Source organism: Paenibacillus sp. FSL R7-269, from assembly GCF_000517865.1.
Lineage (GTDB): Bacteria > Bacillota > Bacilli > Paenibacillales > Paenibacillaceae > Paenibacillus_AQ.
The window spans coordinates 12,921-38,812 of record NZ_ASPS01000097.1; the positions used below are offsets into that span (position 1 = coordinate 12,921).

At 53.7% G+C, this 25,892-nt stretch carries 23 protein-coding genes; 18 read left to right on the forward strand and 5 right to left on the reverse strand.

Annotation, left to right across the window (positions count from 1 at the left end; all coding sequences use genetic code 11):
- Positions 1 to 1,181: 1,181 nt before the first annotated feature.
- The 8 genes from C162_RS29310 to C162_RS29345 all read left to right on the forward strand — a co-directional run bounded on the left by C162_RS29310 (position 1,182) and on the right by C162_RS29345 (position 13,236).
- Positions 1,182 to 3,143, forward strand: coding sequence for a WG repeat-containing protein (locus C162_RS29310; protein WP_036700738.1), 1,962 nt, complete (start codon positions 1,182 to 1,184; stop codon positions 3,141 to 3,143).
- A gap of 456 nt (positions 3,144 to 3,599) precedes the next feature.
- Entirely contained in the window at positions 3,600 to 4,391 is a 792-nt protein-coding gene (locus tag C162_RS29315; protein WP_051494023.1) for a CAP domain-containing protein, read from the forward strand.
- 410 nt (positions 4,392 to 4,801) lie between these two features.
- Complete coding sequence (locus C162_RS29320) at positions 4,802 to 5,719, forward strand: GDSL-type esterase/lipase family protein (RefSeq protein ID WP_051494024.1); 918 nt, start codon at positions 4,802 to 4,804, stop codon at positions 5,717 to 5,719.
- 48 nt (positions 5,720 to 5,767) lie between these two features.
- Positions 5,768 to 6,751, forward strand: coding sequence for an ABC transporter ATP-binding protein (locus tag C162_RS29325; RefSeq protein ID WP_036700740.1), 984 nt, complete (start codon positions 5,768 to 5,770; stop codon positions 6,749 to 6,751).
- On the forward strand, positions 6,744 to 7,733 hold the full coding sequence (locus C162_RS29330) for an ABC transporter permease (protein WP_036700746.1): 990 nt from the start codon (positions 6,744 to 6,746) through the stop codon (positions 7,731 to 7,733). Before C162_RS29325 ends, C162_RS29330 begins: the two co-directional genes overlap by 8 nt.
- A 72-nt stretch (positions 7,734 to 7,805) precedes the next feature.
- Positions 7,806 to 9,788, forward strand: a complete 1,983-nt coding sequence (gene parE, locus C162_RS29335) for a DNA topoisomerase IV subunit B (protein WP_036700752.1) — start codon at positions 7,806 to 7,808, stop codon at positions 9,786 to 9,788.
- A 383-nt stretch (positions 9,789 to 10,171) separates the two neighbouring features.
- Positions 10,172 to 12,613, forward strand: coding sequence for a DNA gyrase subunit A (gyrA, locus tag C162_RS29340; protein ID WP_036700755.1), 2,442 nt, complete (start codon positions 10,172 to 10,174; stop codon positions 12,611 to 12,613).
- Positions 12,614 to 12,792: 179 nt separating this feature from the next.
- The gene (locus C162_RS29345; RefSeq protein WP_036700758.1) at positions 12,793 to 13,236 is read left to right on the forward strand and encodes a MarR family winged helix-turn-helix transcriptional regulator; all 444 of its coding nucleotides are present in this window, start codon (positions 12,793 to 12,795) and stop codon (positions 13,234 to 13,236) included.
- Between the two features lie 51 nt (positions 13,237 to 13,287).
- Here C162_RS29345 and C162_RS29350 read toward each other — a convergent pair whose 3' ends face one another.
- Both C162_RS29350 and C162_RS29355 read right to left on the reverse strand, forming a co-directional pair.
- Positions 13,288 to 14,034 carry an RluA family pseudouridine synthase gene (locus C162_RS29350; RefSeq protein WP_036700760.1) on the reverse strand — a complete coding sequence of 249 codons (747 nt, stop codon included), beginning with the start codon at positions 14,032 to 14,034 and terminating at the stop codon, positions 13,288 to 13,290.
- Between the two features lie 3 nt (positions 14,035 to 14,037).
- Complete coding sequence (locus tag C162_RS29355) at positions 14,038 to 14,901, reverse strand: class I SAM-dependent methyltransferase (protein ID WP_036700763.1); 864 nt, start codon at positions 14,899 to 14,901, stop codon at positions 14,038 to 14,040.
- 280 nt (positions 14,902 to 15,181) lie between these two features.
- Here C162_RS29355 and C162_RS29360 point away from each other — a divergent pair, with 280 nt between their 5' ends.
- The 4 genes from C162_RS29360 (at position 15,182) to C162_RS29375 (ending at position 17,963) form a co-directional block, all read left to right on the forward strand.
- Entirely contained in the window at positions 15,182 to 16,000 is an 819-nt protein-coding gene (locus C162_RS29360) for a helix-turn-helix domain-containing protein (RefSeq protein ID WP_036700765.1), read from the forward strand.
- 105 nt (positions 16,001 to 16,105) lie between these two features.
- A complete protein-coding gene (locus C162_RS29365; RefSeq protein ID WP_036700766.1) occupies positions 16,106 to 16,471 on the forward strand; it encodes a VOC family protein in 366 nt (121 codons plus the stop codon).
- A 257-nt stretch (positions 16,472 to 16,728) separates the two neighbouring features.
- Entirely contained in the window at positions 16,729 to 17,181 is a 453-nt protein-coding gene (locus C162_RS29370) for a flavodoxin (RefSeq protein ID WP_036700768.1), read from the forward strand.
- Positions 17,130 to 17,963, forward strand: a complete 834-nt coding sequence (locus tag C162_RS29375; RefSeq protein WP_156949738.1) for a hypothetical protein — start codon at positions 17,130 to 17,132, stop codon at positions 17,961 to 17,963. Before C162_RS29370 ends, C162_RS29375 begins: the two co-directional genes overlap by 52 nt.
- Before the next feature lie 175 nt (positions 17,964 to 18,138).
- On the opposite strand, the gene C162_RS29380 is transcribed toward C162_RS29375, so the two are convergent.
- Positions 18,139 to 18,996: a GNAT family N-acetyltransferase gene (locus C162_RS29380; protein ID WP_036700770.1), complete on the reverse strand. Its 858-nt coding sequence runs from the start codon at positions 18,994 to 18,996 to the stop codon at positions 18,139 to 18,141.
- A 12-nt stretch (positions 18,997 to 19,008) separates the two neighbouring features.
- Positions 19,009 to 19,284, reverse strand: a complete 276-nt coding sequence (locus C162_RS29385) for a GNAT family N-acetyltransferase (RefSeq protein ID WP_036700773.1) — start codon at positions 19,282 to 19,284, stop codon at positions 19,009 to 19,011.
- 358 nt (positions 19,285 to 19,642) lie between these two features.
- Here C162_RS29385 and C162_RS29390 point away from each other — a divergent pair, with 358 nt between their 5' ends.
- The 5 genes from C162_RS29390 (at position 19,643) to C162_RS29410 (ending at position 24,076) form a co-directional block, all read left to right on the forward strand.
- Positions 19,643 to 20,254 carry a 50S ribosomal protein L25 gene (locus C162_RS29390; protein ID WP_036700774.1) on the forward strand — a complete coding sequence of 204 codons (612 nt, stop codon included), beginning with the start codon at positions 19,643 to 19,645 and terminating at the stop codon, positions 20,252 to 20,254.
- A 199-nt stretch (positions 20,255 to 20,453) separates the two neighbouring features.
- Entirely contained in the window at positions 20,454 to 21,785 is a 1,332-nt protein-coding gene (locus C162_RS29395) for a vWA domain-containing protein (RefSeq protein ID WP_036700776.1), read from the forward strand.
- A gap of 271 nt (positions 21,786 to 22,056) precedes the next feature.
- On the forward strand, positions 22,057 to 22,698 hold the full coding sequence (locus C162_RS29400; RefSeq protein ID WP_036700777.1) for a DUF4004 family protein: 642 nt from the start codon (positions 22,057 to 22,059) through the stop codon (positions 22,696 to 22,698).
- A 33-nt stretch (positions 22,699 to 22,731) separates the two neighbouring features.
- Complete coding sequence (locus tag C162_RS34755; RefSeq protein ID WP_051494026.1) at positions 22,732 to 23,418, forward strand: hypothetical protein; 687 nt, start codon at positions 22,732 to 22,734, stop codon at positions 23,416 to 23,418.
- Positions 23,411 to 24,076, forward strand: coding sequence for a hypothetical protein (locus C162_RS29410; protein ID WP_036700780.1), 666 nt, complete (start codon positions 23,411 to 23,413; stop codon positions 24,074 to 24,076). The genes C162_RS34755 and C162_RS29410 overlap by 8 nt, the downstream gene beginning before the upstream one ends.
- Before the next feature lie 2 nt (positions 24,077 to 24,078).
- On the opposite strand, the gene C162_RS29415 is transcribed toward C162_RS29410, so the two are convergent.
- Positions 24,079 to 24,705 (reverse strand): GyrI-like domain-containing protein, encoded by a 627-nt coding sequence (locus tag C162_RS29415; RefSeq protein WP_036700983.1) that lies wholly within the window; start codon positions 24,703 to 24,705, stop codon positions 24,079 to 24,081.
- Between the two features lie 126 nt (positions 24,706 to 24,831).
- On the opposite strand from C162_RS29415, the gene C162_RS29420 reads away from it, so the two are divergent.
- Positions 24,832 to 25,707 (forward strand): SMP-30/gluconolactonase/LRE family protein, encoded by an 876-nt coding sequence (locus C162_RS29420; protein WP_235218566.1) that lies wholly within the window; start codon positions 24,832 to 24,834, stop codon positions 25,705 to 25,707.
- Positions 25,708 to 25,892 lie beyond the last annotated feature (185 nt).

A 25,892-nucleotide genomic window follows, 5' to 3' on the forward strand; every position in this document is an offset into this window, starting at 1 on the left:
TAACTGCGGGGATTTTGGACTTTCGGCCGCTGCTGTCTCCAGATTTCTTGATTTAAACCGCTAATCGCGGTAGAAATCCGGAGACAAAGGCGGACGCTCCCGCTCCTACAGTTCCAAAATCCCCTCCGGTACTCCTATCACCTCACCAAGGGTGGGGTAGGCAGCCAAAGAGCGTTTGCGGTATCCACGCAAACGTTTTTTGGCTTGCACCGATTTGTCGCAGCGTTGCTCCAAATCATCTGATTATACGTGCCTGCGGTGGTGAGTATTGGACCTCCAGATGCTACCGCTCCTCCAGCTCTCGAATTCCCTCCGCTACTCGGAACAGGTGATCATGATTTGTTGCAATAAATGCAACTCCGGCGAGCTGGAACAGGGGACTCGGGGGGGATTGCTGCACGAATTACAACATTTTCTCTTCTAAGTGGGGTATGGGCGAGCAAATGCTGCATTTCATACAACAAAGTTAGTTTAAAGTCGGTGCAGGGAGTCGAATGTTGCATTTTGGGCAGAATTTTGCAGCTTCCCGTAACTAATTATTAGTTTTTATTCTGTTCCAGAGGCGAAGAGGTTAGCGGTAGACAGCAGCTGTTAGTGCCCAGGTGGCAGACAGTTAGCAGTCAGATGGCAGGCAGCGGACGGCAATCAGGAAGCAGTCAGACGGCGGACAGCGAGTGGCAAGAGGTTAGAAGTCAGGCAGCGGTTAGGTTCGACATGTATGCGCATTTACTTATTTATCCAATCCACAGAATAGAGTTTTATACTTTTATCTTTTATAGAGTTTTACTAATCCTTTGCCAGCCCAGCAGAAGGATTAGTCTCATATTTCAAGGGCAGGCACAGCAGCCCTTGTATCCCCGGCACACACCCTCCGAAAGGGTGTGTTTGTGTTGCCCTTAAGGTTCACCAACAGAAAGGCAGCAGTAACGGAGGGGATTTTGGAACTGGAGGAGCGGGAGCGTCCGCCTTTAGGTTTGGATTTCTACCGCGAGCAGCGGTCCGAATCAGGAAATCCAAACTGGGCAGCGGCCGGAAGTCCAAAACTCACCGCAGTTACGACATCGCCTTTCTGTTTTATTAACGTTTTATTACCGCTTTATTATCGCCCAAGCACAGACACACCCTTTCCCCCTCACGTTCATATTCTATAGGCAAAAGCCTTTGTAAAGGAGAACGACAGCATGCTGAGGATTAAGCTGAACGAGCTGGGAAAAGGGAATGACAATGGTCTGATTGTGGCGGAGGTATGGCGGTGGGACGGTATCGGCTGGAATGAGTGTATTCCGCAGCAGGAGGAGGATTTCATCCGGGCGGAAGAGGATTTGTTCGCGACGATCCCGGCAGAGGCGGGCTTATACCGTGTAGACTACTCCAAAAAGCCGCTGGAGGCGCTCATTGTGCTCCCGGATGACGGCGGAGGCCTGCGGGCAGAGCTGCTGCATCCGGCTCCTTTTAACCTTAAGGACGGGACGCTGTGGGGATATATCAACAACGACGGCCGGATTGTGATTGAGCCGAGATATGACTATGCAGAGGAGTTTCAGCAGAATGGCCTGGCGGTGGTGCAGCGGGGAAATGTCAGCGGTCTGATTGACAGCTCCGGGCGGGAGCGGGTCAAACCGGTCTATTCTTTTATTGGTCCTTTTTCCGAGGGGCGGGCCGTGGTGTCGGATGCGAAGGGCTACACTTTTATTGATGAAAAAGGCAAAGAAGTGACGTCCGCGCGCTATGACTATCTGAATTCGCTGCACGAAGGCCGCGCACTGTTCTCCAAGCAGAATACTACCGGAGGGAACTCGCTGTATGGCTATCTGGATGCCCAGGGCAAACAGGTGCTGCCAGCCATCTATCTGGACGCCGGGGATTTCTCGAATGGGACTGCACTAGTCAAAATAGCCGAAGGGGAGTATGCGCTGATTGATGTTCATGGCGCGGTGCTGCATACGTACAAACATCCTTTTGTCGGGTATCCGGGGGATGGGCTGCTGGCCTTTCAGGCAACGCAGGATGGAAAATACGGTTATCTCCACACGGACGGTACGATTGCTATCCAGCCGCAGTATACGGCAGCACTGCCGTTCTCGGAGGGCCGGGCGGTGATTAACACAGCTGCGGATTACGGCAACGCCTACGGTCTGATCGATAAGCAGGGTAAAATGATTATTCCCGCCGTCTACTATGAGGTGCAGCAGCTGGGAGAGAACCGTGTGGCGCTGGGGACCCCGCTGTATGCGGATCAGCCCTACAGAGGCTCCAGCTATGTTATAGCCGATGCGCTGACCGGACGGATTCTCAGCACCCACCCGCTGCTGGGCGTGAACAATTATCAGCAGGGACTCGCGTCGGTGTACGATGCCAAGGATACGTATTTTATTGATACCAGCGGGAAAAAATCCGCCCAGCCTCCGGTCATCCCTGGCTCAGGGTCACTGTCCTTCAGCGGCAGCCTGATCCGTGCGGATATTGATCTGCGGACCTCCTATTATGACCGTAAAGGCAAGCAGGTCTGGCGTCAAAACGGGGTCATACCGCTCAGACCGCCATACTCTGTGCTGGAGAAGAAATACAAGCCGAACCGGGATTATCTGGTCTATTATCCGGTCGTGGAAGGGATCGCGGTTGCCGAGATCTCGAAGGCAGTAAATGACAAGCTGCGCATCCTGTCGCTCCCATACGGCGCGGGGACGGGTGGAGGCACACAGGATTTCAGCTATACGGGAGATTTCGCCGTTTCCTTCTTCCGCAAGAATCTGCTGGTGCTGGAGCTTAGCGGTTATCATTTTCCGTTCGGCGCTGCGCACGGCATGCCTACCCGGATCTACGAGCATATCAACCTGCGCACCGGCAAATTCTACACGCTCAGCGATCTATTCAAGCCCGGCAGCAAATATGTGCAGAAGCTCAGTGACATTGTCGGCAAGCAGATTGCGAATGATCCGCAGTATTCCTATGTTTTCCCTGATACGTATAAAGGTATCACAGCGGATCAGCCCTTTTATGTGGATGCGGAGGCGCTGTATCTGTATTTTGCCCCTTATGAGATTGCTCCTTATTCGGCAGGATTCCCAACCTTCCGCATTCCGTATGCAGAGATTATGGGCCTGATTTCGACCGAAGGGGAGTTCTGGCAGTCTTTTCATTAAAATAAATATTATATCGATTGTACTTTGAAGTTTTCTTATAGGGGTGGGCGTGACTCCAGAGAATGTTTGGTCCTCCGGCCGCTGTTGTCCCCAGATTTCTTAATTTGTACCGCAATTTGCGGTGCAAATCCGGTGACAAAGGCGGACGCTATCGCTCCTACAGTTCCAAAATTTTCCTTCACCACTTCCCCTTTAAGTATTTTCTATGCTCAATCTCTATAGAAGCGCCGATATATAGGGTAGACACAGCCGTCCTGAAAAGGACGGCAATGCTGTTTCATATGCCGCTGCTGGAGGGGACAAGCCTCTTTATCTATAAAATTACAAAATTTAGAAGCGCACAGCTGATAGTTTTGTGTTACAATGACTTAGGAACAGATTACAACTTTGTAACATTTGTGGACCGACACCCCTGGCAGCACGAGATACCACAACAAAGATTAAGGAGATGGCAGAATGAAAAGCAATACTTTGAGAAGAGTGATAGGTGGAAGCGTAGCCGCAGTTATGGCGCTTGGCATTTCTCTTCCATTACAAGCAAACGCAGCAGCAGCCGGTGCCCCTACGGCAGCCGGATCAGATATGAATTTCACACAGCTCATGGAATATTTCACGCAGAACAATTCGAAGACTTTTGTACTGGGTGGTAATACTTACACTGTCACTAAAACCTTTGTATACACAACGCCAGTTGCAGCTGCCCCGGCAGCACAGCCGGTAGCTCCGGCTAAGCCGGTTGTCACAGCTGCACCAGTGGCTACAGCAGCCCCGGCAGCAACAGCTAAGCCAGCACCGGCACCCGTTGCCACTGCAAAACCTGTGGTAACCCCGGCTCCGGCTCCGGCTCCATCTGCAGTTCCTGCGGTTGGTACTAACGCCTCAAGTTACACACAGCAAGTAGTTGCTCTGGTGAACAAAGAGCGCGCTGCAGCTGGACTAGCCCCTGTCTCTGCATTGGACAGCCTGAACAAAGTGGCTGCGGCGAAGGCAGCGGACATGCGCTCGAACAACTATTTCTCACACACTTCTCCAACCTACGGATCACCTTTCGATATGATGTCGGCCTTCGGCATTACGTATAAGGCGGCTGGTGAGAATATCGCTATGGGCCAGAAGACCCCTCAGGAAGTTATGACCGCGTGGATGAATAGCCCGGGTCATAAGGCTAACATCCTGAGCGCGAATTTCAACTACATCGGTGTTGGCTTCGATAATAACTACTGGGTCCAGGAATTCATCGGTAAATAATCCGAAGTATCTCAAAGTAACGTTAACTCCGCCCTCCGGCACTGCCGGGGGGCGTTTTTATGTTTTTTAGGATATGGAAGTAATATTGGTCTTTGCACGATCAGCGCAGCGCTATCGTGCCGCCCTACTGCTTTCACCGTTTAGGTGTGAAGTGGCGGAGGGGATTTTGGAACTGTAGGAGCGAATGCGTCCGCCTTTGTCTTTGGATTTCTACCGCGAGGAGCGGTTTGAATCAGGAAATCCAAAGACAACAGCGGCCGTAAGTCCAAAATCACCGCAGCCGTGCCCCCCACCTAAACTCACCTCTTTCGTTTGCAAATTGTGCAAAGAAGAATTATGTTTATCTACATAGTTAATAATGCTGTGAATAATGGGCTAAGCAGAAGAGTACGGCAGATGGAGGGATAGCATTGAATGATTCCAAATGGACCTGGAGGACAGTGAGCCTGGTGTCCATCCTGGCAACTTTACTGTTGATTACAGGATTTGTGTATGCAGTGGGCGATATCATGAACCCGAAGGGGGAGCAATTCCTCTCCTCCCTTCCGCAGGAGACGGCTGCAAAGGCAGCCGCGGTAAGTGACGAATACAAGATCCTGGCGCTTGGCGATTCTCTGGCCAAAGGGACCGGCGACAACTCTGGGCAGGGCTTTGTTAAGCGGACCGTGGATGCCTTGTCGGCCAATGGAGGAAAGGCAGAATTGCTGGGCAATATGGGCATTAACGGCCTGACCACAGCTGCCTTGCAGAGCAAACTTCAAGAGGAAGGGGTGCAGTACGCGCTGCGTCAGGCGAATGTGATCCTGATCTCCATTGGCGGGAACGATCTGTTCCGGGGCTCGGATATTCTGGGCACAGGCGGGAGCAGCGGACAAGCAGCCGCTTCAGCGAAGCCTTCGGAGCAAACGGCACCTCAGAGCACAGCCCCTGCGAATAACAAGGTAGAAGGCGTAGCGCCGGTTCCAACCGCATCTGCGGGTGATCTGACCCCGGAATCGCTCCTCTCCGCTCTGCCCGGGGCCGCTAAACGGCTGGGCAGCATACTGGATACAGTTGCAGAAGTGAATCCGCAGGCCCAGGTCTATTACATCGGACTGTATAATCCCTTCGGAGATATCGAGGGGCTGCTAATTCCCGGTAATCAGGCGGTAACGGCGTGGAATAATGCGGCTATGGATATGATCAACAGACATCAGAACATGACGCTGGTCCCGACCTTTGACCTGTTTGACCGTCATTTGGCGAAATACCTGTCGAGCGATCATTTTCACCCGAACGGGGACGGTTATCAGCGGATGAGCGAGCGGATTGTACAAGCAGTTCGTTGATCAAGAGATTATTCGAACAGAAATGACTGTGGCAAGGAGCTGTATAAAATGGCGAGAACTATTCATGAGGCACCGGGGGAAGAAGTCGTCCTGTCCGCCCGGGGTGTCCGCAAAAAAATCGGCCGCAAATGGATTATAGATGATGTCACGTTTGATGTGAAAAAAGGCGAGATTTTCGGCTTTCTCGGTCCGAATGGAGCCGGCAAAACCACAACCATCCGCATGCTGGTGGATCTGATCCGCCCGAGTGAAGGGATGATTACCGTCTGCGGCTACAATGTGAACCGGAATCCGGAAAAAGCGCTGCAATACGTCGGCTCGATCGTCGAGAATCCCGAGGTCTATACGTATCTGACGGGCTGGGAGAACCTGCAGCATTTCGCCCGTATGCAACCCGGAGTAGACGCGCAGCGGATTAACGAGGTCGTTGAAATCGTGCGGCTCGATCAGCGCATTCAGGATAAAGTCAGCACGTATTCGCTCGGGATGCGCCAGCGGCTCGGTATTGCCCAAGCCCTGCTCGGCCGTCCCCGGCTGCTGATTCTCGATGAGCCGACCAACGGCCTGGACCCCAAGGGGATCAAGGAGCTGCGCGAATTCATCCGTAAGCTGGCAGACGAAGGACTGGCGGTCTTTGTGTCCAGTCATTTACTGAGCGAAATTCAGCTGCTGTGCGACCGGGTAGCCATTATCAGTAAAGGCCGCGTACTCGCTGTAGGCGCTGTAGACGAGCTGGTTGCCCGTAACTCACCGTATGTCCTGTGGGAGCTGGAGCCGCTTCAGCGGGCAAGAGACATCATGGCTAGCCGGCCGGATATCGCTCTGCTTCATCTGGACGAGGTTACCCTGGATGACTCGGTCATCGCAGGCATGGGCGTGAATTCCCTGGTTACGGTGATGGACGAGGAGCTGATCCCGGAGATTGTCGCCGTGCTGGTTGCACAAGAGGTGGAAGTCCGGGCTGTGCATAAAATCAACCCTACACTGGAACAGCTATTCTTGAAGCTAACGGAAGGTGAAGCCATTGACTAACCTGCTGCCGCTCATCCGAAATGAGTGTCTGAAGATTATTAAAAAGAAACGTTTCTATGTCATCTTGCTCATCTTGCTCGTGCTGGTCCCAATGTTTACCTATGCACAAATGCGTATAGCCGAACGCAGCCGTGACAAATTTAACTCTGACTGGAGACTGGAGATCCAGCAGCAGATTACCGACAACCAGAACTCACTCGGCAGCGACCGGATACCGGAGGAATGGAAATCGTACCGGCGGATTTTCCTCCAGCAATTACAGTATTATCTGGATCATGATGTGAATCCGAATGAGCCGAGCGGAGTGACGTTCACCCGGGAGTTTGTCAATAATTCCGTCTCTCTGTTTATTCCGCTGCTGATCATGGCGGTTGCTTCCGACCTGGTCTCCGGGGAGCGGACGACAGGCACGATCAAAATGCTGCTGACCCGCCCGGTCAGACGCTGGAAGGTGCTGTTCAGCAAAATGGCGGCGCTGCTGATGTTCGTCTCGCTAATAGTCCTGTCCGTATTCGTAATCAGCTATCTGATCTCGGGGCTGGCTTTTGGCTATAAGGGGTTCAATGTTCCGGTCTTCACAGGCTTCCAGCTAAACGGTGATACTGTGGATATGACTAAGGTTCATGCCGTAGAGCAGTGGAAGTACCTGCTGATGCAGGGCGGTCTGATCTGGTATGTCAGCATCGTAGTGGCCCTGCTGGCCTTCATGGTATCGGTGCTGGTCCGCAGCACGGCTGCGAGCATTGTAGTGATGATGGCGGCGCTGATTGCTGGAACCATCCTGACCAACATGGCTTCCGCCTGGACGGCGGCCAAATATTTATTTATGGTCAACATGGAGCTGACTACTTATTTAGCGGGCACTCCTGCGCCGATTGAGGGCATGACACTGGGCTTTTCGATGGCGGTTCTGGGCATTTGGGGGCTTGCGGCCGTAATCATTTCATTCGCCGTCTTTACGAAACGGGATATTTTGAATTAGAATGTACAAAGTGAACGAAAACGTTTGTTTGCATTTTAGAGAGATAGGAAGACAAGAGAAGGAGGAGCATGAATGCTCGAACAGATCGATATGTTTGCAAAAGTCTCTAAGAACGGCGAAGCAGCCCGGACTGGATACGATGCTGACGACATTCAGGTGCTCGAAGGTCTGGTTGCGGTCCGCAAACGGCCCGGCATGTATATTGGCAGTACGAGTTCCTCGGGTCTGCACCATTTAGTATGGGAAATAGTAGATAATGCCGTAGATGAGCATTTGGCGAAGTTTTGCTCGAAGATTGATATCACCCTCCGCAAAGACGGATCGGTAACCGTGATTGACAACGGACGCGGAATACCAACCGGAATGCACAAGACAGGAGTCCCAACGCCGCAGGTGGTATTCACTATTCTGCATGCAGGCGGCAAATTCGGCGGCTCTGGCTACAAGAAGTCGGGCGGCCTGCACGGTGTCGGGGCTTCGGTAACCAATGCGTTGTCCGAGTGGCTGGAAGTAGAGATCTACCGGGAAGGCAAAATTCACCGCCAGCGCTTTGAATACTGGGTCGACAAGAGTGGCAAAGAGCATGTCGGTGAGCCTGTAACCGGTCTTGAGATACTGGGGAATACGAATAAAACCGGTTCGAAGATTACCTTCAAGCCGGATATTCGCGTCTTCTCCGCAGGGATATCGTTTAACTATGATACGCTGGCGGAACGGGTGCAGGAGATTGCCTTCCTGAACTCAGGGCTGCGGATCAATCTGAGCGACGAGCGCAGCGGGCGTCAGGATGAATTCTTTTATGAAGGCGGCGCCAGCCAGTTCGTGCAATTCCTCAATGAAGGCAAGGATGTCCTGCACGATGTGATCCATTTCAGCTCCGAGAAGGACGAGATCGAAGTGGAAATCGCGCTGCAGTATAATGCGGGATATACGGAGACCATTGCTTCATTCGTGAACTCCATACCTACACGCAGCGGGGGGACACACGAGACAGGCTTCAAGACAGCCTATACCCGTGTGCTGAATGATTACGCCCGCCGGACGCAGCTGCTCAAGGAGAAGGACAAGAATCTGGAGGGCAATGATCTGCGCGAAGGCATGATGGCGGTCATCAGCATCAAGATGTCGGATGTGGAATTTGTCGGACAGACGAAGGATCAGCTGGGGAGTGCTTCTGCCCGCAGTGCCGTGGACTTCATTGTCTCGGAGAAAATGGCCCGCTTCCTGGAAGAAAACCCCCAGGTGGCGCAGAGCCTGCTGAAGAAATCGATTCAGGCCTCCAAGGCCCGTGAAGCGGCCCGTAAGGCCCGTGATGAGATCCGCAGCGGCAAGAAACGCAGCGAGAGCTCGAACCTGGGCGGCAAGCTGTCGCCTGCACAGTCCAAGGACGTTACACGTACCGAGATCTTCATCGTGGAGGGCGATTCGGCCGGAGGCTCTGCGAAGCAGGGCCGGGATTCCAAGATTCAGGCGATCCTGCCGCTGAAGGGCAAGCCGATGAACCCGGAGAAGGCCAAACTGCTGGATATCCTGAAGAACGATGAATACAAGGCGATTATTTCGGCAATCGGTGCGGGAATCGGGCCTGATTTTGCCGTGGAGGACAGCAATTATTCCAAAATCATTATTATGACCGATGCCGACACGGACGGAGCGCATATCCAGGTGCTGCTGCTGACCTTCTTCTACCGCTACATGAAGCCTCTGATCGATGCCGGTAAAGTCTATATCGCTCAGCCGCCGCTGTATAAGCTGACGCGTAAATCGGGTAAGCTGGAGACGGTCCGCTATGCCTGGAGCGATGAGGAATTGCAGAATTATCTGAAGGAATTCGGGAAGAATTTCGAGCTGCAGCGGTACAAAGGACTGGGTGAGATGAACCCGGACCAGCTGTGGGAGACCACGATGAATCCCGATTCGCGTACGCTGCTTCAGGTGCAGATCGAGGATGCCGCCAAAGCCGAACGCCGCGTCTCCACTCTGATGGGTGATAAAGTCGATCCGCGCAAGCGCTGGATTGTCGAGAACGTCGACTTCACGGAGATCGTGGAGTAAATGTAAGAGAGTAATGGGAAGTGACGATTACTTCCGCGTTTTAATTTTTTGATGATTGGTTTACGCGCAGCGGTTGGTTCTTGAATTCAATGGATTGTGAACTATGTTTTGTTAAACTGATACAAGGGAAAGTAACGGAGGGGATTTTGGAACTGTAGGAGCGTCAGCGTCCGCCTTTGTCTCCGGATTTTTACCGCGATCAGCGGTTCTAAATCAGAAAATCTGGAGACAACAGCGGCCGAAGGCCAAAATCACCGCAGTTACGGTCTTACCTGTTATCAAAATATTGTTTGGTTTTTGAATTTATTAACGCAAGAGCGCAGCGGTCAGATCATCAATCTTTAAAAAAGCGGACAGAATGAGGAACAGAAGGTGAAGAGGATATGAGCAGTTTATCAGAGCAATTTTTGCCGGCTTTTCTGGAAGAGGTCGTCGGTGACCGGTTTGGCCGGTATTCCAAATATATCATTCAGGACCGGGCGATCCCCGATGTGCGCGACGGGCTGAAGCCCGTGCAGCGCCGGATTCTGTATGCCATGTACGATTCCGGCAATACGCCGGATAAGCCATACCGCAAGTCAGCCAAAACCGTCGGTGATGTCATGGGTAACTACCATCCCCACGGGGACTCCTCGATCTACGACGGGATGGTGCGGATGGCACAGCCGTGGAAGATGGGGCATGTGCTGGTAGATGGACATGGCAACTGGGGTTCCATGGATGATGACCCGGCAGCGGCAATGCGTTACACAGAAGCGCGTCTGTCTCCGATTGCCATGGAGATGATGCGCGATATTGAGAAGCGCACCGTTCTGTTCAAGGACAACTTCGATAATACGGCCAAGGAGCCGGTGGTGGTTCCCTCCCGTTATCCGAACCTGCTGGTGAACGGGACCAGCGGGATCTCAGCCGGATTCGCCACGGAGATTCCCCCGCATAACCTGCGGGAAGTCATTGACGCTTGTATTGCTGTCATGCAGAAGCCGGACATTGCACTGGAGGATATCATGACCTTCATCAAAGGGCCGGATTTCCCGACAGGCGGAACCATTATGGGCGGAGACGGCATTATGGATGCTTACCGAAGCGGTAAAGGCCGTATCTATCTGCGTTCCAAGACGGAGATTGAGAACCTGCGCGGCGGGAAGCAGCAGATCGTAATCACCGAGGTGCCTTTCCAGATCGTGAAGTCACGGCTGGTGACCTCCATGGAGAACATCCGTCTGGAGAAAAAAATCGAAGGAATCGCCGAGGTCCGCGATGAGAGCGGCCGTGAGGGCCTGCGCATCGTGGTGGAGCTGAAGAAGGAGGCAGATGCACAAGGCGTCTTAGCCTACCTGCTCAAAAAAACCGACCTCCAAGTCACCTACAACTTCAATATGGTTGCCATAGTTAATAAGGCTCCGCAGCAGCTGGGGCTCAAAGCGATCCTTGAAGCCTACATTGCCCATCAGCGTGAAGTGGTCACCCACCGTACCCGGTTCGATCTGGAACGGGCGGAGGACCGTGCCCATGTCCTGGAGGGACTGGTCAAGGCGCTGAATATTCTGGATGAAGTCATCGCTGCCATCAAAGCTTCGAAGAACCGTCAGGATGCCCAGAATAATCTGGTATGGATGTTTGGCTTCAGCGAACGGCAGGCGGATTCCATCCTTACCTTGCAGCTCTACCGCCTCACTAATCTGGAGATTAACTCCCTTCAGAAGGAACTGGATGAGATGCTGGCCCGGATTGCTGTGCTTCAGGGGATTCTGGATAGCGACAAGAAGCTGATTACCGTTATCCGCAAGGAGCTGCTGGAGATCCGTGACAAATACGGAATCGACCGCCGTTCCCTGATTCAGGGAGAGGTAGAGGAGCTTAAGGTCAACATGGAGGTTCTGGTTAATGCGGAGGATGTGCTGGTTGCACTCTCTGCGGACGGTTATATCAAGCGGACCGGTATGCTGTCATTCACCCGTTCGGGCGGGGAGCGCCACTCTTCAGGTGTGAAGGATGGCGATCATATCGTCAAGCTGCTGGATCTGAATACCCGGGAGAGCCTGCTGGTCTTCACCCGCAAGGGTCAATACTTCCTGCTTCCCGTTCATCAGATTCCAGAGTTCAAATGGAAAGATCCGGGGACGGCCATCGTTAACGTGCTCGGACTGGCGAAGGGAGACGGTGTCGTCAGTGTGCTGCCAGTCGGCAACCTGGAGGATCCGCAGGCAAGTCTGGTCTTCATCACCCGCAAGGGCCAGGTGAAGCGTACAGAGCTTAAGGAGTACTCCACAAGCCGTTCCGGAGCCGTTGCCGCCTGCAAGGTGGCCGAAGGCGATGAGATCATTACAGTCGCGCAGAGCAGGGGTGACAAGGACATCGTGCTGGTTACCCGTGACGGTATGAGCATCCGTTTCCGTGAGAATGAAGTGAATCCTATGGGCCGGGTGGCCACAGGAGTTAGGGGAATACAGCTCCGTGAAGGAGATGAAGTGGTCTCCTGCTTCTGGGTCAGTGAGGATGAAGGCGAGATTCTGGCTATATCCGACATCGGCTATGCCAAGCGTTCCCTGATGGTGGATTATCCTTCCCAGAGCCGCGGAGGCAAAGGGATGCCAACCTTCGAGTTCAAGGAAGGCAAGCGTGTCCGCCCGAATGGCAGCAGGCTGGCAGGCGCATTCTATTGCAAGGAGCCGCTGGAGCTGACCGCTATCACCCAGAGCGGCGTTGTACATTCGTTCTCCTCCGAGTCGGCACCGATTGCTGAGCGCCGTTCTACAGGCAAGCAGCTGGTTGCTGTCGAGAAGAAGGACGAGATCTCTATTCTTTTTCAGGCCGTCAAGTAAGAATATAAGACCGCATGGAATGGCGCGGGCAGCTCAGGAGTAACGGGTTGCCTGCGCTTTTAATTTGGGGGCAACAGTTGCAGATAAGATTTTATTTTTCGTCCTTGAAGGATTTGGAATTTTTCTGGCGAAAAAGTTAATATACCGGATAGAGATCCGCAGGAAAGGAAGGAATAAGTGTGCACTCCACTGAATTCAGTAAAATCTGGCATAAGATATTAAAGGACTATAAGCTACATATGGACAGCAAGCTTGCCCCTACACTGACTGATGCCCAGCTAACCGTACTGGAATTGCTGCAGGAGCGTGATGCGATGAAGCCTTCTGATTTGGCCCCTCATCTGGCGACCAGCCCGGCGGCCGTGACGATGCTGCTTGACCGGATGGAGAAGCATAATCTGATTGTTCGTGAACGCGATGCCGCGGACCGCAGAATTGTCTGGGTGAGCATCACCGAGACAGGCCAGCAGGAGACGCTGCGCGGACTGAAGGTCCGCAGTGACTTTTTTGCAGAAGCGCTGGACCCCATTTCCTCCCATAACCAGCAGCTGCTGCTCTACCTTATGGGAAAGATGGCGGTTGCCCCGGCAGTGGACGCCGCAGCTTCGGTACAGTCCGTATAAGCACCAACTGAGAACCTATTCATTTATTAATGTAAAAAAGCAGGCTGTCCGTTAAAGGATAGCCTGCTTTTGAATTTGCGGAGTCCATAGATTCCAGGGATAGGACCGGGGAGGCAGGGAGAGCAGCTCCACTTCCTCTTTGGTCACCGGATGCGGGAACCGGGTGAGAGCGGACCATAAGGCAATCTGCTGTCCCGGTCTGTTCACGGCCGCGCCGTACTTCTGATCTCCATAGAGCGGACAGCCAATGTTGCTGAGCTGAACGCGGATCTGGTGGGAGCGGCCGGTCAGCAGGTCAATCCTCACCAGAGAATAGCCTTCTGCGGTACCGATCACGGTATAATCAAGGATGGCTTGCTTGCCGCCCGGCGTCCCCTCCCGGACAGCCTGGACGGTATTGCTCTTAGGGTCCTTCAGCAGCGTATGCTCCAGCCGGCCCTCTGCGCCCGGAAGCTGACCATGCACCACTGTCAGATACACCTTCTGGAAGGCATGGGTGCGGACACTCGCAGATAGCCGGGAGGCTGCCTTCGAGGTCTTGGCGAAGATCATCGCCCCGCCTACAGGCCGGTCAAGCCGGTGAACCAGTCCCATGAAGACGTTGCCCGGCTTCGCGTAGCGTTCCTTCACATCTTCCTTCAGCAGGGTCAGGAGATCCGGGTCGCCTGTAGCATCCTCCTGAACGGGAATGTTGACCGGCTTAACAATGCCTAGCAGATGGTTGTCCTCATAGAGAATCTCGAACCGGGAGGGGCTGCTGCCGGACTCTCCTGCTGTACCGTTATTCGTTCCGGTCATGGCTTACGCCTCCCAGCGGCCCAGAATTCCGCAAGGCAGATTCATGCCGGAGGCTGTAATCGGCAAGCCGATCTCACCGGAATTCAGCTTGCCGCCATAGCGCTTACCCATGGTCATCGACAGCATGTTGCGCAGTACGGTTGGCGAGATACCGGTCGTGTAGGAGTTAATCAGCATGAATAACGGACGGTCGCTCATTATCTCCATGCAGCTCTCCAGGAAGGGATAGAGACTGGATTCGAGCTTCCACATTTCTCCGCCCGGCCCTCTTCCGTAGGACGGAGGGTCCATAATAATAGCATCGTATTTGCTGCCGCGGCGCTGTTCGCGCTGGACGAATTTGAATACATCATCGGTAATGAAGCGGAGCGGCTTGTCAGCAAGACCGGACAGGGCTACATTCTCCTTGGCCCATTGCACCATTCCTTTGGCCGCATCAACATGCACGACGGAGGCTCCGGCACTTGCTGCCGCAACAGTGGCTCCGCCGGTATATGCGAACAGGTTGAGGACGGAGATCGGGCGGTTAGCCGCTGCGATCTTGTCCATCATCCAGCGCCAGTTGGCCGCCTGCTCCGGGAACAGCCCGGTGTGCTTGAAGTTCGTCGGGCGGAGGTTAAACTTCAGCTTGCCGTAGCTGATTTTCCAGTCCTCCGGTATCGTCTTCTTCATCTCCCACTGTCCGCCTCCGGCGGAGCTGCGGTGATAATGTCCGTGCACATCCCGCCATTTGGCGCTCTCGCTGGCCAGCGGCCAGATGATCTGCGGGTCCGGCCGGCGCAGGATAATATCGCCCCAGCGTTCGAGCTTCTCCCCGCCCCCGGTATCGATCACTTCATAGTCTTTCCAATCACTGGCTATATACATTATTAATCCATCCTTCAAAAAGTCATTTAGCCTTTATTGTACAACATTTAAGCCCGCAGCTACAAACAAAATGGTTGCAAAGCTGCGACTATTCCCAGTGTAGCCAACAAGCAGCAGGCGTATAATATTACCAGGAAATGCAGGACAGATCCGTTTACAAGATAATCATTCGATAAGCAGAGCGCTTATTCCATCGAAAAGCTGGCGTTCTGGCGCTTCGTACAGGGATTGTGTATGATCTGAATACAAGGTTACAGCAAGGGAAGGAGGCTGCACTCAGTTGTATAATCTTTCGGCGCTGTATCATCCGATTACAGCCAATCCGGCCGGGGGCGGCGAGTATCTGCCGGGCAGGCTGCTTCAGCCGTATATCCGCTGCTTCTGGGGATCAGGAGCACAGCCCCCGCCGCCGCAGCGGACGGAGACCGTTATACCTGACAGTTGCATGGATATTATATGGGAATGGGATGAGCGGACAGGGGAGTCGGGCGGTATTTTTTGCGGGATTAATGACAGTCCGTTCGAGACAGGACAAGCAGCACAGCCTATGTCGGCGCAGCGTTTCGCTATCCGGTTTCATTTCTGGGCCGTTCATCTCTTCGCAGACGAGCCGCTGACAGAGGTACTGAATGTGCATGTTCCGGTAGAGCATTATTTCCGGACCTTCCGTAAGGAACTGGGAGACAGGCTCCAGCATATCCGTACAATGACTGAGCGCATTGCTGCTGCTGAAGTCTTCCTTCTGCGTAGACTGGAACGGGGAAATCGGAGCAGTGACGGGATGATGAACGCGGTTCATAGGCTGCTTACTTCACGCGGGATCATGACGGCAGGGGCACTGGAGAGCAGCTCGGGCTTAAGCAGCCGCCAGCTTGAACGGCTGTTCCGGCAGCATATCGGTCTTCCGCCCAAAAAAGTGGCCGATCTGATCCGCTTCCAGAATGTCTGGCTGGATCTGTACCGTTCTGAGCAGACCCAAGGTGTAATGCAGGATCTAGTGTTCACCTACGGGTACAGCCATCAGTCGCATTTGATCAACAACTTCAAGAAATTCGCAGGCAAGACCCCGCTGGATGCGCTGAGCCATGCCCGGAGCTGATGTCGTTTTTTTGCAATACAAGCCATGCAGGCAGAAGTACAATGAGCATAGAACGGCTGACACCAGCCCGATCACATCACAAGCAATGAAGGGAAGGATATCATTATGATCACAACATTTGACGGCATCAATCTGTACAGTAAAGACCCCGCAGCTCTGGTAGCATTCTACTCGGAGGTACTCGGCATTCCTGTTCCATTCGAGGGCTATGGAGAAGCTGGCGGGGCCAAAATTGCGATAGACGCCAGCCAGCCCGGCATCATTATATGGAACGCTGACAAGTGGGAGAACCTTACTACCGGAACCGTTAATTTGGTATTCTCCTGCGGGAGTCTGGATGAAACGTACGAGCAGCTGAAGGCGAAAGGACTGGATTGCCAGCCTCCGGCAACCATGGAGTACGGCGGTAAAGAGATGAATTTCCGTGATCCCGACGGCAACGCAATTACCTTGCTGGAAGGCGGGTATTAATCGTTCCACACTTCATATGACAAAAGCAATAATGAGCAGCGTCAGCTCCGGGCAGCAGTTATGTCCTGAGCTGGCGCTGTTTGTGTTGTGCGGGAAGGATGACCAGGATAAGAGCAGAAGCGCTTTTTAATTGTTGACAATGATAATCATTATCAAATAGAATGAGATTAGCACAGCGTGAAGTAAGCAAGACGAGGTTGGCTTAGGAGACCGGATATAGAGAATAATTTCATTTGTACCTTGGGAGGATTAAAGTCATGGCTAAAGTGCTAGTGGCATATGCCAGCTTAACTGGCAATACGGAGGAAATCGCTGAACTGATCGTGGAAGGAATACGCGCGGCAGGCGGAGAGGCGGTACTGAAATCGGTCACCGACTGTAATGCGGATGAGATAAAAGCTTATGAGGCTGTACTGCTGGGAGCATACACATGGGGAGACGGCGAGCTGCCGGATGAATTCCTGGATTTCTATGAAGAGCTGGATGGGCTTGATCTTAGCGCCTGTAAGGCGGCGGCCTTCGGAAGCGGAGATACCGGGTACGAGATCTACTGCGGAGCGGTGGATCAGATTGAAGAGAAGCTGAAGGAGCGCGGAGCCGAGATTGTGCAGCCCAGCCTGAAGATTGAATACGGTCCGAATGCAGCGGAGAAAGAGGCTTGCCGCACCTACGGGCGCCAGTTCATCGAGACCTGCGCGGCGGTCTCTTAAGGATGGGCGCGGCGGCAGGAGACTTCACAGGAACGAAGCCGGATACTGAAGCTGGCCGGTATAGACGCCTGAATGATTACCGCATGGAGCACATCATGCTGGGCGGGGCCGAGGTGGCCGGCAGCGGAGCTCCTGCTACCGGCCTTCCCCGCTGGAGACAGCAGGTTCAATATGCAGTCGGACATACGCTTAATGACTTCTACAGTCTCCGGCCCGAGGTGCGCCGGGAGACGCCGGTCCAGTTTCTGCTGGAGCGCCGCTGGCCGCCGAAGGGCAACGATTTTCCTTCCCTAATGCATTACTGGGATGTCAAGCAGGCAGTGGCCGATGAGTTGATGCGGATAGTCACGGGCAGTTTCGCCCGGGAGATTCCGGTGATGCGTTTCGAGCAGTGGCATGTTCCTGTCCGGGAGCTTGAGATTGAGCTGGCGGTGATTTTTCAGCTGGCCTGGAATTCGGAGCTTACGGGACGCAGTCTGAATATCCAGAAATTCATGGTACACGCTGACCAGCAGGTGATTACCGGATTTCTGCATATGGCGAATGTATTCTGCCATAAGGCTTACGGGAAGCCGGCGGAGACGATCGCCATCTACTCGCTGCTGGATGGCCGCAGGCAGCTGTATGACGGGGCAGACATGCCCCTGCAGGAATCGCTGGATTATGTGCGCTTGCTGTCTGTCTTCCTGGAGCGGGAAGAGCAGGCAGCAGGCTGCGTGAAATGCAGCAACCGCCGCAGTGACCGGGATGAAGCCCAGGTGCGGGGCTATGGACTGATGTAGAAGCAGACGCTGAAATGAAGACGACACAAAAAGCATCTCCTTCCGGGTCATTTGACCGTGAGGGGATGCTTTTTGCTTGTTTAGGAATTGTATGCGAAAAACAGCATACATTGTGCTCATACGCAGGCGCACGAATCCAATGTATGCTTTATGCTTATTGAAACTCCTTGCCAAGCTAGCTGTTCAATGGAAAGGTGTAATAATCCTGCTGGTTAAGCACGACGAATCCGCAGCTCTCATAGAGCTTCAGCGCATTCGGGTTATCCAGCGCAACCTCCAGATTCACTCCGTTATAATTCCGCTGCTCCCGCTCGATGGTCTGCTGGAGGGCACTCCGGCCGATGCCGAGACCGCGCAGCTTTTTGTCCACCACAAATCCGTAGATCCAGGTCTCGTTGTCCTCGGACCACAGGCGCATTTTCCCGGCGGGCTGGCCGCTTAGCTCAATGATAATGTGCTCCTGTGAGCCTTCCTGTTCATTTAGCTCATACATTTCAGCGGCGTCCTCTTCGGTCATCTGGAATCCGTCGCAGTCGAAGGCGATGAGCAGAGGCGTCTCCTCAGGGCGAGCAGGCCGGAGCAGCACATTGCCGGAGGCTGAACTGACCTCTGAGGCTCTGACTTTGCTGCCCTTACCCTCCCATTTCATCTGAAACTCCGAATGGCTGAGGGCAACCGGCAAGGTCTTCAGATAGGCATTGCCTGAAGCCGAAGCCGCAGGGGTGTTCAGCAGCAGTGTCTTCATTTTGTCCTGCCGGATGATGGTCTCTGCCTGCTTCCAGAGGGAGCTGAAGATCCCCCGGCGGCGGTAGCCCGGCCGGACCATGCCGCAGACCTCCATATCACCGCTGATCCCGTACAGGCCGATGAATCCGGTCAGCACATCATTGTCATAGGTCACCAGGTATTGCGCACCGCCTGCTTCTCCGGGATGCCGAAGCATGTCCCAGTTCAGCTTCAAGGCAATGCCCTCATATTGCTCGCAGCGCCGCTGCAGCTCTTCAATCTGTGTCAGTGTATCTGTATTCGTCAAACGATCTTCCTCCTATTTGAGCACATCCTTGTATTCCGTGTGCTTCTCGAATTGATGGGCCGCATACGGGCACACCGGTGCAATCTTGACATTCTGCTCACGGGCCAGGTCTACAACCGCCCGAACAAGCTTCTCTCCCGCACCCTGGCCGCGCAGATCTTCGGAGACAAAGGTATGATCAATCACCAAATTCCCTGTGTTCTCTTCGGTTCTGTATGTAATCTCGGCCAGGTCTTTTCCGTCACCAGCGATATAGAAACGTCCTTCTCCCTTAGCAATCAGTTCCATGTATCTTCACTCCATTCAGGATATAGTGCTTTTATTTTACTACCCTGTGCTGCAAAAAGCGAGAAAGGAGAAGAGCGGCACCGGAGGCCATTTTTAGTCTGTTATTTAGCATAATCATTTTTAAATATGGATTGGATTTGAAAAATACCCTATTTTGACTTGTTTATTTCCCGGTGCTATACTGATTCCATAGCAGGCAAATATGGTTAATAAGAGACTGATTAGACATAAGGGCTAATTGGTCTTGTTTTTTATTGCAGCTATGCTGACACTACTTGGCGTACGCCGCCCCCGGGCGATTTGCCCGGCTTTACGAACGAAGGGCGTAGCGCTCAAAAAACTATTAGGAGGAAATATCATGAATACCACAGTACGCTTGACTGAAAGATCCGGATCGAATTCTTCCCAGCGCAGTAAAGGTTTTGTACCGGTTGTAGTATACGGTGCAGGTTCAGATACCCAGTCCTTCTCAGCAGATGCCAAAACACTTAATGATATTCTCGGCAAAAACCCGCGTGCCATCCTGAAGGTCGAATTCCCGGGCTCCGGCTCGAAGAATGCAGTTATTCAGGAAGTGCAGCGCCAGCCGTTATCCCGTACACTGCTTCATGTAGATTTGCAGCAGATTGATATGAAGGCGGAGCTGGATACCAAGGTAGCCTTCAACTTCACCGGTGACCCTGCCGGCGTCAAGAGCGGCGGCGTGCAGCAGATCGAGCTGTATGAGCTGGACATCCGTACCCTGCCGGACAAGCTGGAAGCTTCCTTTGATGTAGACATTAGCAGCCTGGAGATCGGTGATCAATTGCTGGTATCCGATCTGCCGAAGCATGAAGGCTGGGAGATTCTTACCCCTGAAGATACGTTGATTGTACGGATCTCGCCTCCGCTCGTGATGGAAGAGCCGGCTGATGAAGCTGCTGCCGCTCCAGCCGAGGGAGCAGCCGAAGCTGAGAAGTCTGAAGAATAAGACTTTTCTGGCTGCAGCCATCGAATCGCTATAAGCAGAGCACTCCGCAGATAGCCTGAGATAACGGCTGTATGGAGAGTCATAGTCTTTGATCAACCAGGAGCAGACATATCCTTAGCAGGGAATGGTCTGCTCCTTTTTGCAGAACGCGATCTGGTACATCCTGGAATTACATATGAGAGAGTAGGAGAGTGCATTCATGAATCCTAATATAATCAAGCTGGTAAGCGGCTCCAATGCGAAGCTGGACGAGGCTTCCACCCAGGCAACCGTGAAGATATCCTGCAGCAGTTCTCCGGCTATTCTGGATATCAGCTGCTTCATGGTGGGCGAGAACGGGAAGGTACCGTCCGATGATTTCTTTATCTTTTATAATCAGCCGGCTGACCCCAAGCACACGGTCGTATTCAATTCTATTGATAAATACAGCGGGGAGTTCGCAATTGATCTAAGTGCGCTTAGCGCCTCGGGCATCGATAAATGTGTCTTCGCGGCTACGCTGGACGGCCCCGGAACCTTCGCCGATGTCAGAGGTTGCAGGATCAGCGCGGCAGGGAAGGACACGGAGCTGGTGTATGAGATTGTGGAAGGCAATGCCGAGACCTCGCTCGTGCTGGCAGAGCTGTACCGCCACGGCGGGGGCTTCAAGCTGCGCGCGGTCGGACGGGGCTTCCATGGCGGACTGAAGCCGCTGGCGGAAGCGCACGGGGTTGAGGTAGAAGACGAGGCGCCGGATAACGGCAGCGGAGCAGAGGCTGGGCCGGTATCAGGCCATACCGAAGCAGCGGCTACATACAGCGGACCCCCTAAGGATGCAGTCCAGGAGGAGGCTCCCCGGCCAGCACTGAATTTGACGAAGATTGATCTTCTGAAGCAGCAGGTTGGAATTTCACTGCGCAAGAAGAATCTCGACCAGGAGAAGGCAAGGGTGGCCGTGGTGTTCGATGCATCTGGCTCTATGGCGCAATTATATGCGAAGGGAGTCGTGCAGCGGGCTTTTGAACGGGTGCTGGCTGTGGCGGCTAAGATGGATGATGACGGGATGCTGGATGTCTGGTTCTTCGCCACCAAGAGTAAGAGAATGCCGAGCGTAAATGAACACGGCTATGAGGATTATGTGAAGCGGACCTATCCGGGACCGAAGATGTTCGGGGGACTGGGCATCGGGAACAACGAGCCGGTGGTTATGGCGGATCTGATCAAGAAATATACGAAGGAGGAGCCGGGCGACCTGCCGGTCTATGTGGTGTTCTTCAGCGACGGGGGCATCTATGAGACGCCCAAAATATCGAAGCTGCTGATCCAGAGCTCGAAGCATAATATCTTCTGGCAGTTTGTAGGGCTGGGCAATGCGGATTATGGCGTACTCCGTGAGCTTGATGATCTGCAGGGCCGTTATGTGGATAATGCCGACTTCTTCGCGCTGGATGATCTGGACGAGGTGAGCGATGAGGACCTGTATGACCGGCTGTTCAACGAGTACCCGAAATGGCTGCGGGAAGCGCGGCAGAAGGGCGTTGTGCGTTCTTAGAATGGAGTATAGAGGGCAGATCCGAAGCCGGGGAAGGGCTGGGGTCTGCCCTGTTTTTTGAAAATATAAGTATTTATATGTTTCACACGATAAGTTATCCTTCTATTTCTCGCTGAAACGGTACCGTCCTTTAAAAGGACGGCTATGCCGTTTCTACTTGTGCATGAGTGGAGAGGAGAAGCCGCCTTTGAACAGGAGGGGGCAGTTTCAGGCTGCTTGTTAGTTTACAACGTAACAGTGTTATGTTACGATAGATGCAAGGAGTGGTGATATGGAAGAGGATTTAATCTCCAAAAAAGAGCTGCTCGATGAGACGGGAATCTCTTACGGGCAATTGTACCGCTGGAAGCGGAAGCAGCTGATTCCTGAGGAATGGTTCATCCGCAAATCTACCTTTACGGGACAGGAAACCTTTTTTCCGCGTGCGCGGATTTTGGGGCGGGTGCAGCATATTTTACAAAAGAAGGATGATCTCTCCCTGGATGAATTGGCAGATAAGCTGTCAGAGCCGGCATCCCCGTACAGAATAAGGTTAACCGTATCCCAGCTAAAAGAACGTAACATTGTTACGGTTAGCAGTCTGGAGCGGTTCGGTAGACCGGAGGCTGAGGATTTACCGTTGACCTTCGAGCAGATTCTGAATGTATTCGCGGCAGATGGGCTGCTCAGCAAGGGGGAGCTAAGCTGGGAGGAAGCAGACCGGCTCTATCAGACGCTGGAGAGTCATGCGCCGGGATACGGGGAGAAGGGGTGGGAGCTGTTTTTTGTGCGGAAGATGGGGGTTAGCTTCTTCATTATGGCATTGCCGGGCGCGGGGTTGGCCTTCGATGAGGGGGTACGGGTGGTGAGCAGGCTTCGTTCTGCCGATCTGGCGGAACTACTGAATGGGCGCTTGAGTGAAGGCGGCTTATAGAGCAAGGAATAGTAAACTAGAGGAGGCTGGACCATGGAGAAGAGTGAACTGCCGGATCTGGTGATGGATGGGGTCAACACGGCTGCCGGGGGCAGATATCACAGCGTGAATATCAACGGCGTCAGTAAAATTAACGGAGCGCTCCACGCACATACCTATAGCTGCGACGGCGTGATGAAACAGAAGGGCGACCTCACGGCCGATGAGCTGGAGATGAACGGAACCCTCAATCTGAAGGGCAATCTGCAGGTTGGTGAAATGAAGCTGAATGGAGTGGTGAATGCAGAGGGTAGTCTGCGGGGAGAGCGCTGTGTAATGGACGGGATGCTGAAGCTGAAGGGCGATTGTGAACTGGAGGAGCTGACCGGTGAAGGGGTATTCACGGTGGGGGGCCTGCTCAGTGCGGGCCGGATTGAGTTCGGGCTACAGGGGCAGTCTGAGGCGGGGGAGATTGGCGTAGAGAGCCTGGTGATCCGCAAAAAAGGCAATGCAGCCTGGGGCAGACTATTAGGCGGGATGATTCCTAAGCTCAAAATCGGGCTGCGGGCCAAGCTCATCGAGGGCGATACGCTAGATCTGGAATACGCGAGTGCAGATGTAGTTAGAGGCGGGACGGTTATTATCGGAGAGGGCTGCTCGATTGGCCGGGTGGAGTATAGATCGGGACTGACTGTACATCCCGGTGCCCAGGTGGGAGAGGAGGAGAAGATCGGTGAATGAAGCGGTAGAACGTCATGATCTGAAGATACTCGGGACTTCGAGCTCTGTCGGCGGAGTTTTTAAGGATGTGAAGGTGACGGGAGAATGTACCTTTGGCGGAGATGTGGATTGCCATAAGCTGGCGCAAACCGGAGAGGTTGCGGTTAAGGGAAATCTTCGGGCGCAGGATATCAAAATCACCGGAGAGTGTGAGGTCAAGGGCCGGGTGGACGCAGCCAGCCTGCGCGGACAAGGAGAGCTTACGGCAGGCGGCGGGCTGCGGATTGAGGATATCAAGCTGACCGGCGGGATTATAGTTACGGGCGATTGTGAAGCAGAGCAGGTGCAGCTTACCGGAATCCTGGAGGTCAGCGGACTGCTCAATGCGGAGAAGCTCGACCTGACGTTGTTCGGTCCCTGTAGAGCGGATACGGTCGGCGGCGGCAGGATCTCGATCAAGCGCAGCCGTTCCGGCGCGTTGCTCAGACCCGGGAAGAAGCTGAGCTTCACGGCCCGGCTGATCGAAGGGGATCAGATTGAGCTTCAGCATACACAGGCGCAGACTGTCCGGGGCGGAAGTATTGTGATCGGCCCCGGCTGCGAGATTGAGACGGTGGAGTACCGGGAGGTGCTGGAGGTTCATAAGAGCTCAATAGTACGGAACACGGTGAAAATGTAGCGTTAATCCTGCCGGGCGGCCTTGAACCGCAGCACGGTTCGCAGCTTCTCCGGGCTGGCACGCCGGGCATCCGAGATATAGATTTCGCGGTGCAGGAGAGACTCCCGCAGCAGTCCTTGAGCAGCGCAGAACTGCTCCATTCTGGTAAAGCTGTGCGGTTCATCATCATAGGAGCCGATATGCGTCATTTGTACACTGAGGCCGTCTTCGCAGCGGGCGAAGACAGCCTTGTCCAGCAGCGGATGCGGCTTACTGCGCTTGACCTGCTCCAGGACTACAGCGGCCAGCGCCGGGGTCATGAAATCCGGCTGCCGGATCATTAAGGTGTACACCAGCTCGTTCTTATCAAGAACGGATGAGCGGCGTCCGGCTTCGCTGAGATCCCATAGCCCTTCCAGTGGGAAGACGGTGTAGTCGTAGTAGCCTTCGGGTGCGGGGCCTTTTTTCGGCAGCATTTTGACTGCGTAGGATAAGGAATACAGCACAGCGACTGCTTCCGCGAATGCGCTGCCGTTGGGATTACCTTCACCCTGCAGGGTGAAATAAGGGAAGGCGGGTACCTGAATCAGTCCCGGTTCGGCAGGAGGCAGGTATAGGGCTTTGTCTTGTTTTCTCCATTCGAACTTCATATGGGTCACCTCATTCATAGGATTGTGCTGCATTTAGCATATCATGCGAACCGGACAGGTGTATGTCAGGTTGGAGGCTGGAGGGGCAGTAGTACATAGAAAGTATTTATTCGAGGAGGGTTTATATTGAGCGGAACGATGGAATGCGTGGTTGCTGCGAAGGCGGCACTCGGAGAAGGTCCTCATTGGGATCACAGGAAGGGCAGATTGTATTGGATGGATGTTGACAGCAATGAATTACATCTCTATGACCCTGGCAAGGGTACAGATGATATTCATTCCTTTGAGCGAAAGGTAAGTGCAGCCGTACCGGCGGAGCGAGGCGGCTGGATTCTGACGATGGAGGACGGGATCTACAGATATATGGAGCATCAGCCTGTGGAGCTGCTGGCAGTGGTGGAGTCCGGAATTCCCGGGAACCGGCTGAATGATGCCAAATGCGACAGCCGTGGACGGTTGTGGTTCGGCTCGATGAACAGAAGGTTTGCGGGAAGAGACGGCAGCCTGTATGTAATGGAATCCGCTGGTAAGGTCCGGCAGGTGTTGACTGGAATCGGCATCTCCAACGGCTTGGCCTGGAACGACAGCTTAGGGGTCATGTATTACATTGACACGTTGACCAAGGGGATCGATGTGATGGATTATTCGCTGGCAGACGGCTCGGTAAGCGGGCGCCGGACGGTCATCCAGTTGGCGGAAGGCGAAGGCTGGCCGGATGGAATGACGATCGACAGTGAAGGCATGCTCTGGGTCGCCCACTGGCGCGGGGGCTGTATCTCGCGGTGGAATCCCCATACAGGCGAGCAACTGGAGAGAATTGAGGTTCCGTCGCATTACGTAACCTCCTGCACATTCGGCGGCGAGAATCTGGACGAGCTGTACATCACTACAGCATGCGGATACATGAGTGCAGAAGAGCTTGAACGCTGGCCGCAGGCGGGCGGATTGTTCCGGTTCAAGCCGGGAGTGAGGGGCCGTGAGGCTAATCGGGCGGCTTTTTAGGGAGGACAGCGGGAGAGAAGTCGGGCGGGTAGTCTTGCCTAGCACCTAATAGCAGAAGTGGAGTTGTTTCTACGGCGGATATTCTGCCTGTGAGCAGCTCTTTTTATGTTCCGCCTTTTTATTTTCAGAATAAACAAAATATGGTATTGTATCTATATATTGAAACGCTTCCACGAAGAGCGGTG

Bases quoted from the DNA above. Each gene is read 5' to 3' on its own strand.
- C162_RS29395 (WP_036700776.1), top strand. From the start codon at position 20,454: ATGAATCCTAATATAATCAAGCTGGTAAGCGGCTCCAATGCGAAGCTG.
- C162_RS29370 (WP_036700768.1), top strand. From the start codon at position 16,729: ATGGCTAAAGTGCTAGTGGCATATGCCAGCTTAACTGGCAATACGGAG.
- gyrA (WP_036700755.1), top strand. From the start codon at position 10,172: ATGAGCAGTTTATCAGAGCAATTTTTGCCGGCTTTTCTGGAAGAGGTC.
- C162_RS29390 (WP_036700774.1), top strand. From the start codon at position 19,643: ATGAATACCACAGTACGCTTGACTGAAAGATCCGGATCGAATTCTTCC.
- C162_RS34755 (WP_051494026.1), top strand. From the start codon at position 22,732: ATGGAGAAGAGTGAACTGCCGGATCTGGTGATGGATGGGGTCAACACG.
- C162_RS29385 (WP_036700773.1), bottom strand. From the start codon at position 19,284: ATGGAACTGATTGCTAAGGGAGAAGGACGTTTCTATATCGCTGGTGAC.
- C162_RS29325 (WP_036700740.1), top strand. From the start codon at position 5,768: ATGGCGAGAACTATTCATGAGGCACCGGGGGAAGAAGTCGTCCTGTCC.
- C162_RS29355 (WP_036700763.1), bottom strand. From the start codon at position 14,901: ATGTATATAGCCAGTGATTGGAAAGACTATGAAGTGATCGATACCGGG.
- C162_RS29415 (WP_036700983.1), bottom strand. From the start codon at position 24,705: ATGAAGTTCGAATGGAGAAAACAAGACAAAGCCCTATACCTGCCTCCT.
- C162_RS29315 (WP_051494023.1), top strand. From the start codon at position 3,600: ATGAAAAGCAATACTTTGAGAAGAGTGATAGGTGGAAGCGTAGCCGCA.
- C162_RS29350 (WP_036700760.1), bottom strand. From the start codon at position 14,034: ATGACCGGAACGAATAACGGTACAGCAGGAGAGTCCGGCAGCAGCCCC.
- C162_RS29365 (WP_036700766.1), top strand. From the start codon at position 16,106: ATGATCACAACATTTGACGGCATCAATCTGTACAGTAAAGACCCCGCA.
- C162_RS29310 (WP_036700738.1), top strand. From the start codon at position 1,182: ATGCTGAGGATTAAGCTGAACGAGCTGGGAAAAGGGAATGACAATGGT.
- C162_RS29400 (WP_036700777.1), top strand. From the start codon at position 22,057: ATGGAAGAGGATTTAATCTCCAAAAAAGAGCTGCTCGATGAGACGGGA.
- parE (WP_036700752.1), top strand. From the start codon at position 7,806: ATGCTCGAACAGATCGATATGTTTGCAAAAGTCTCTAAGAACGGCGAA.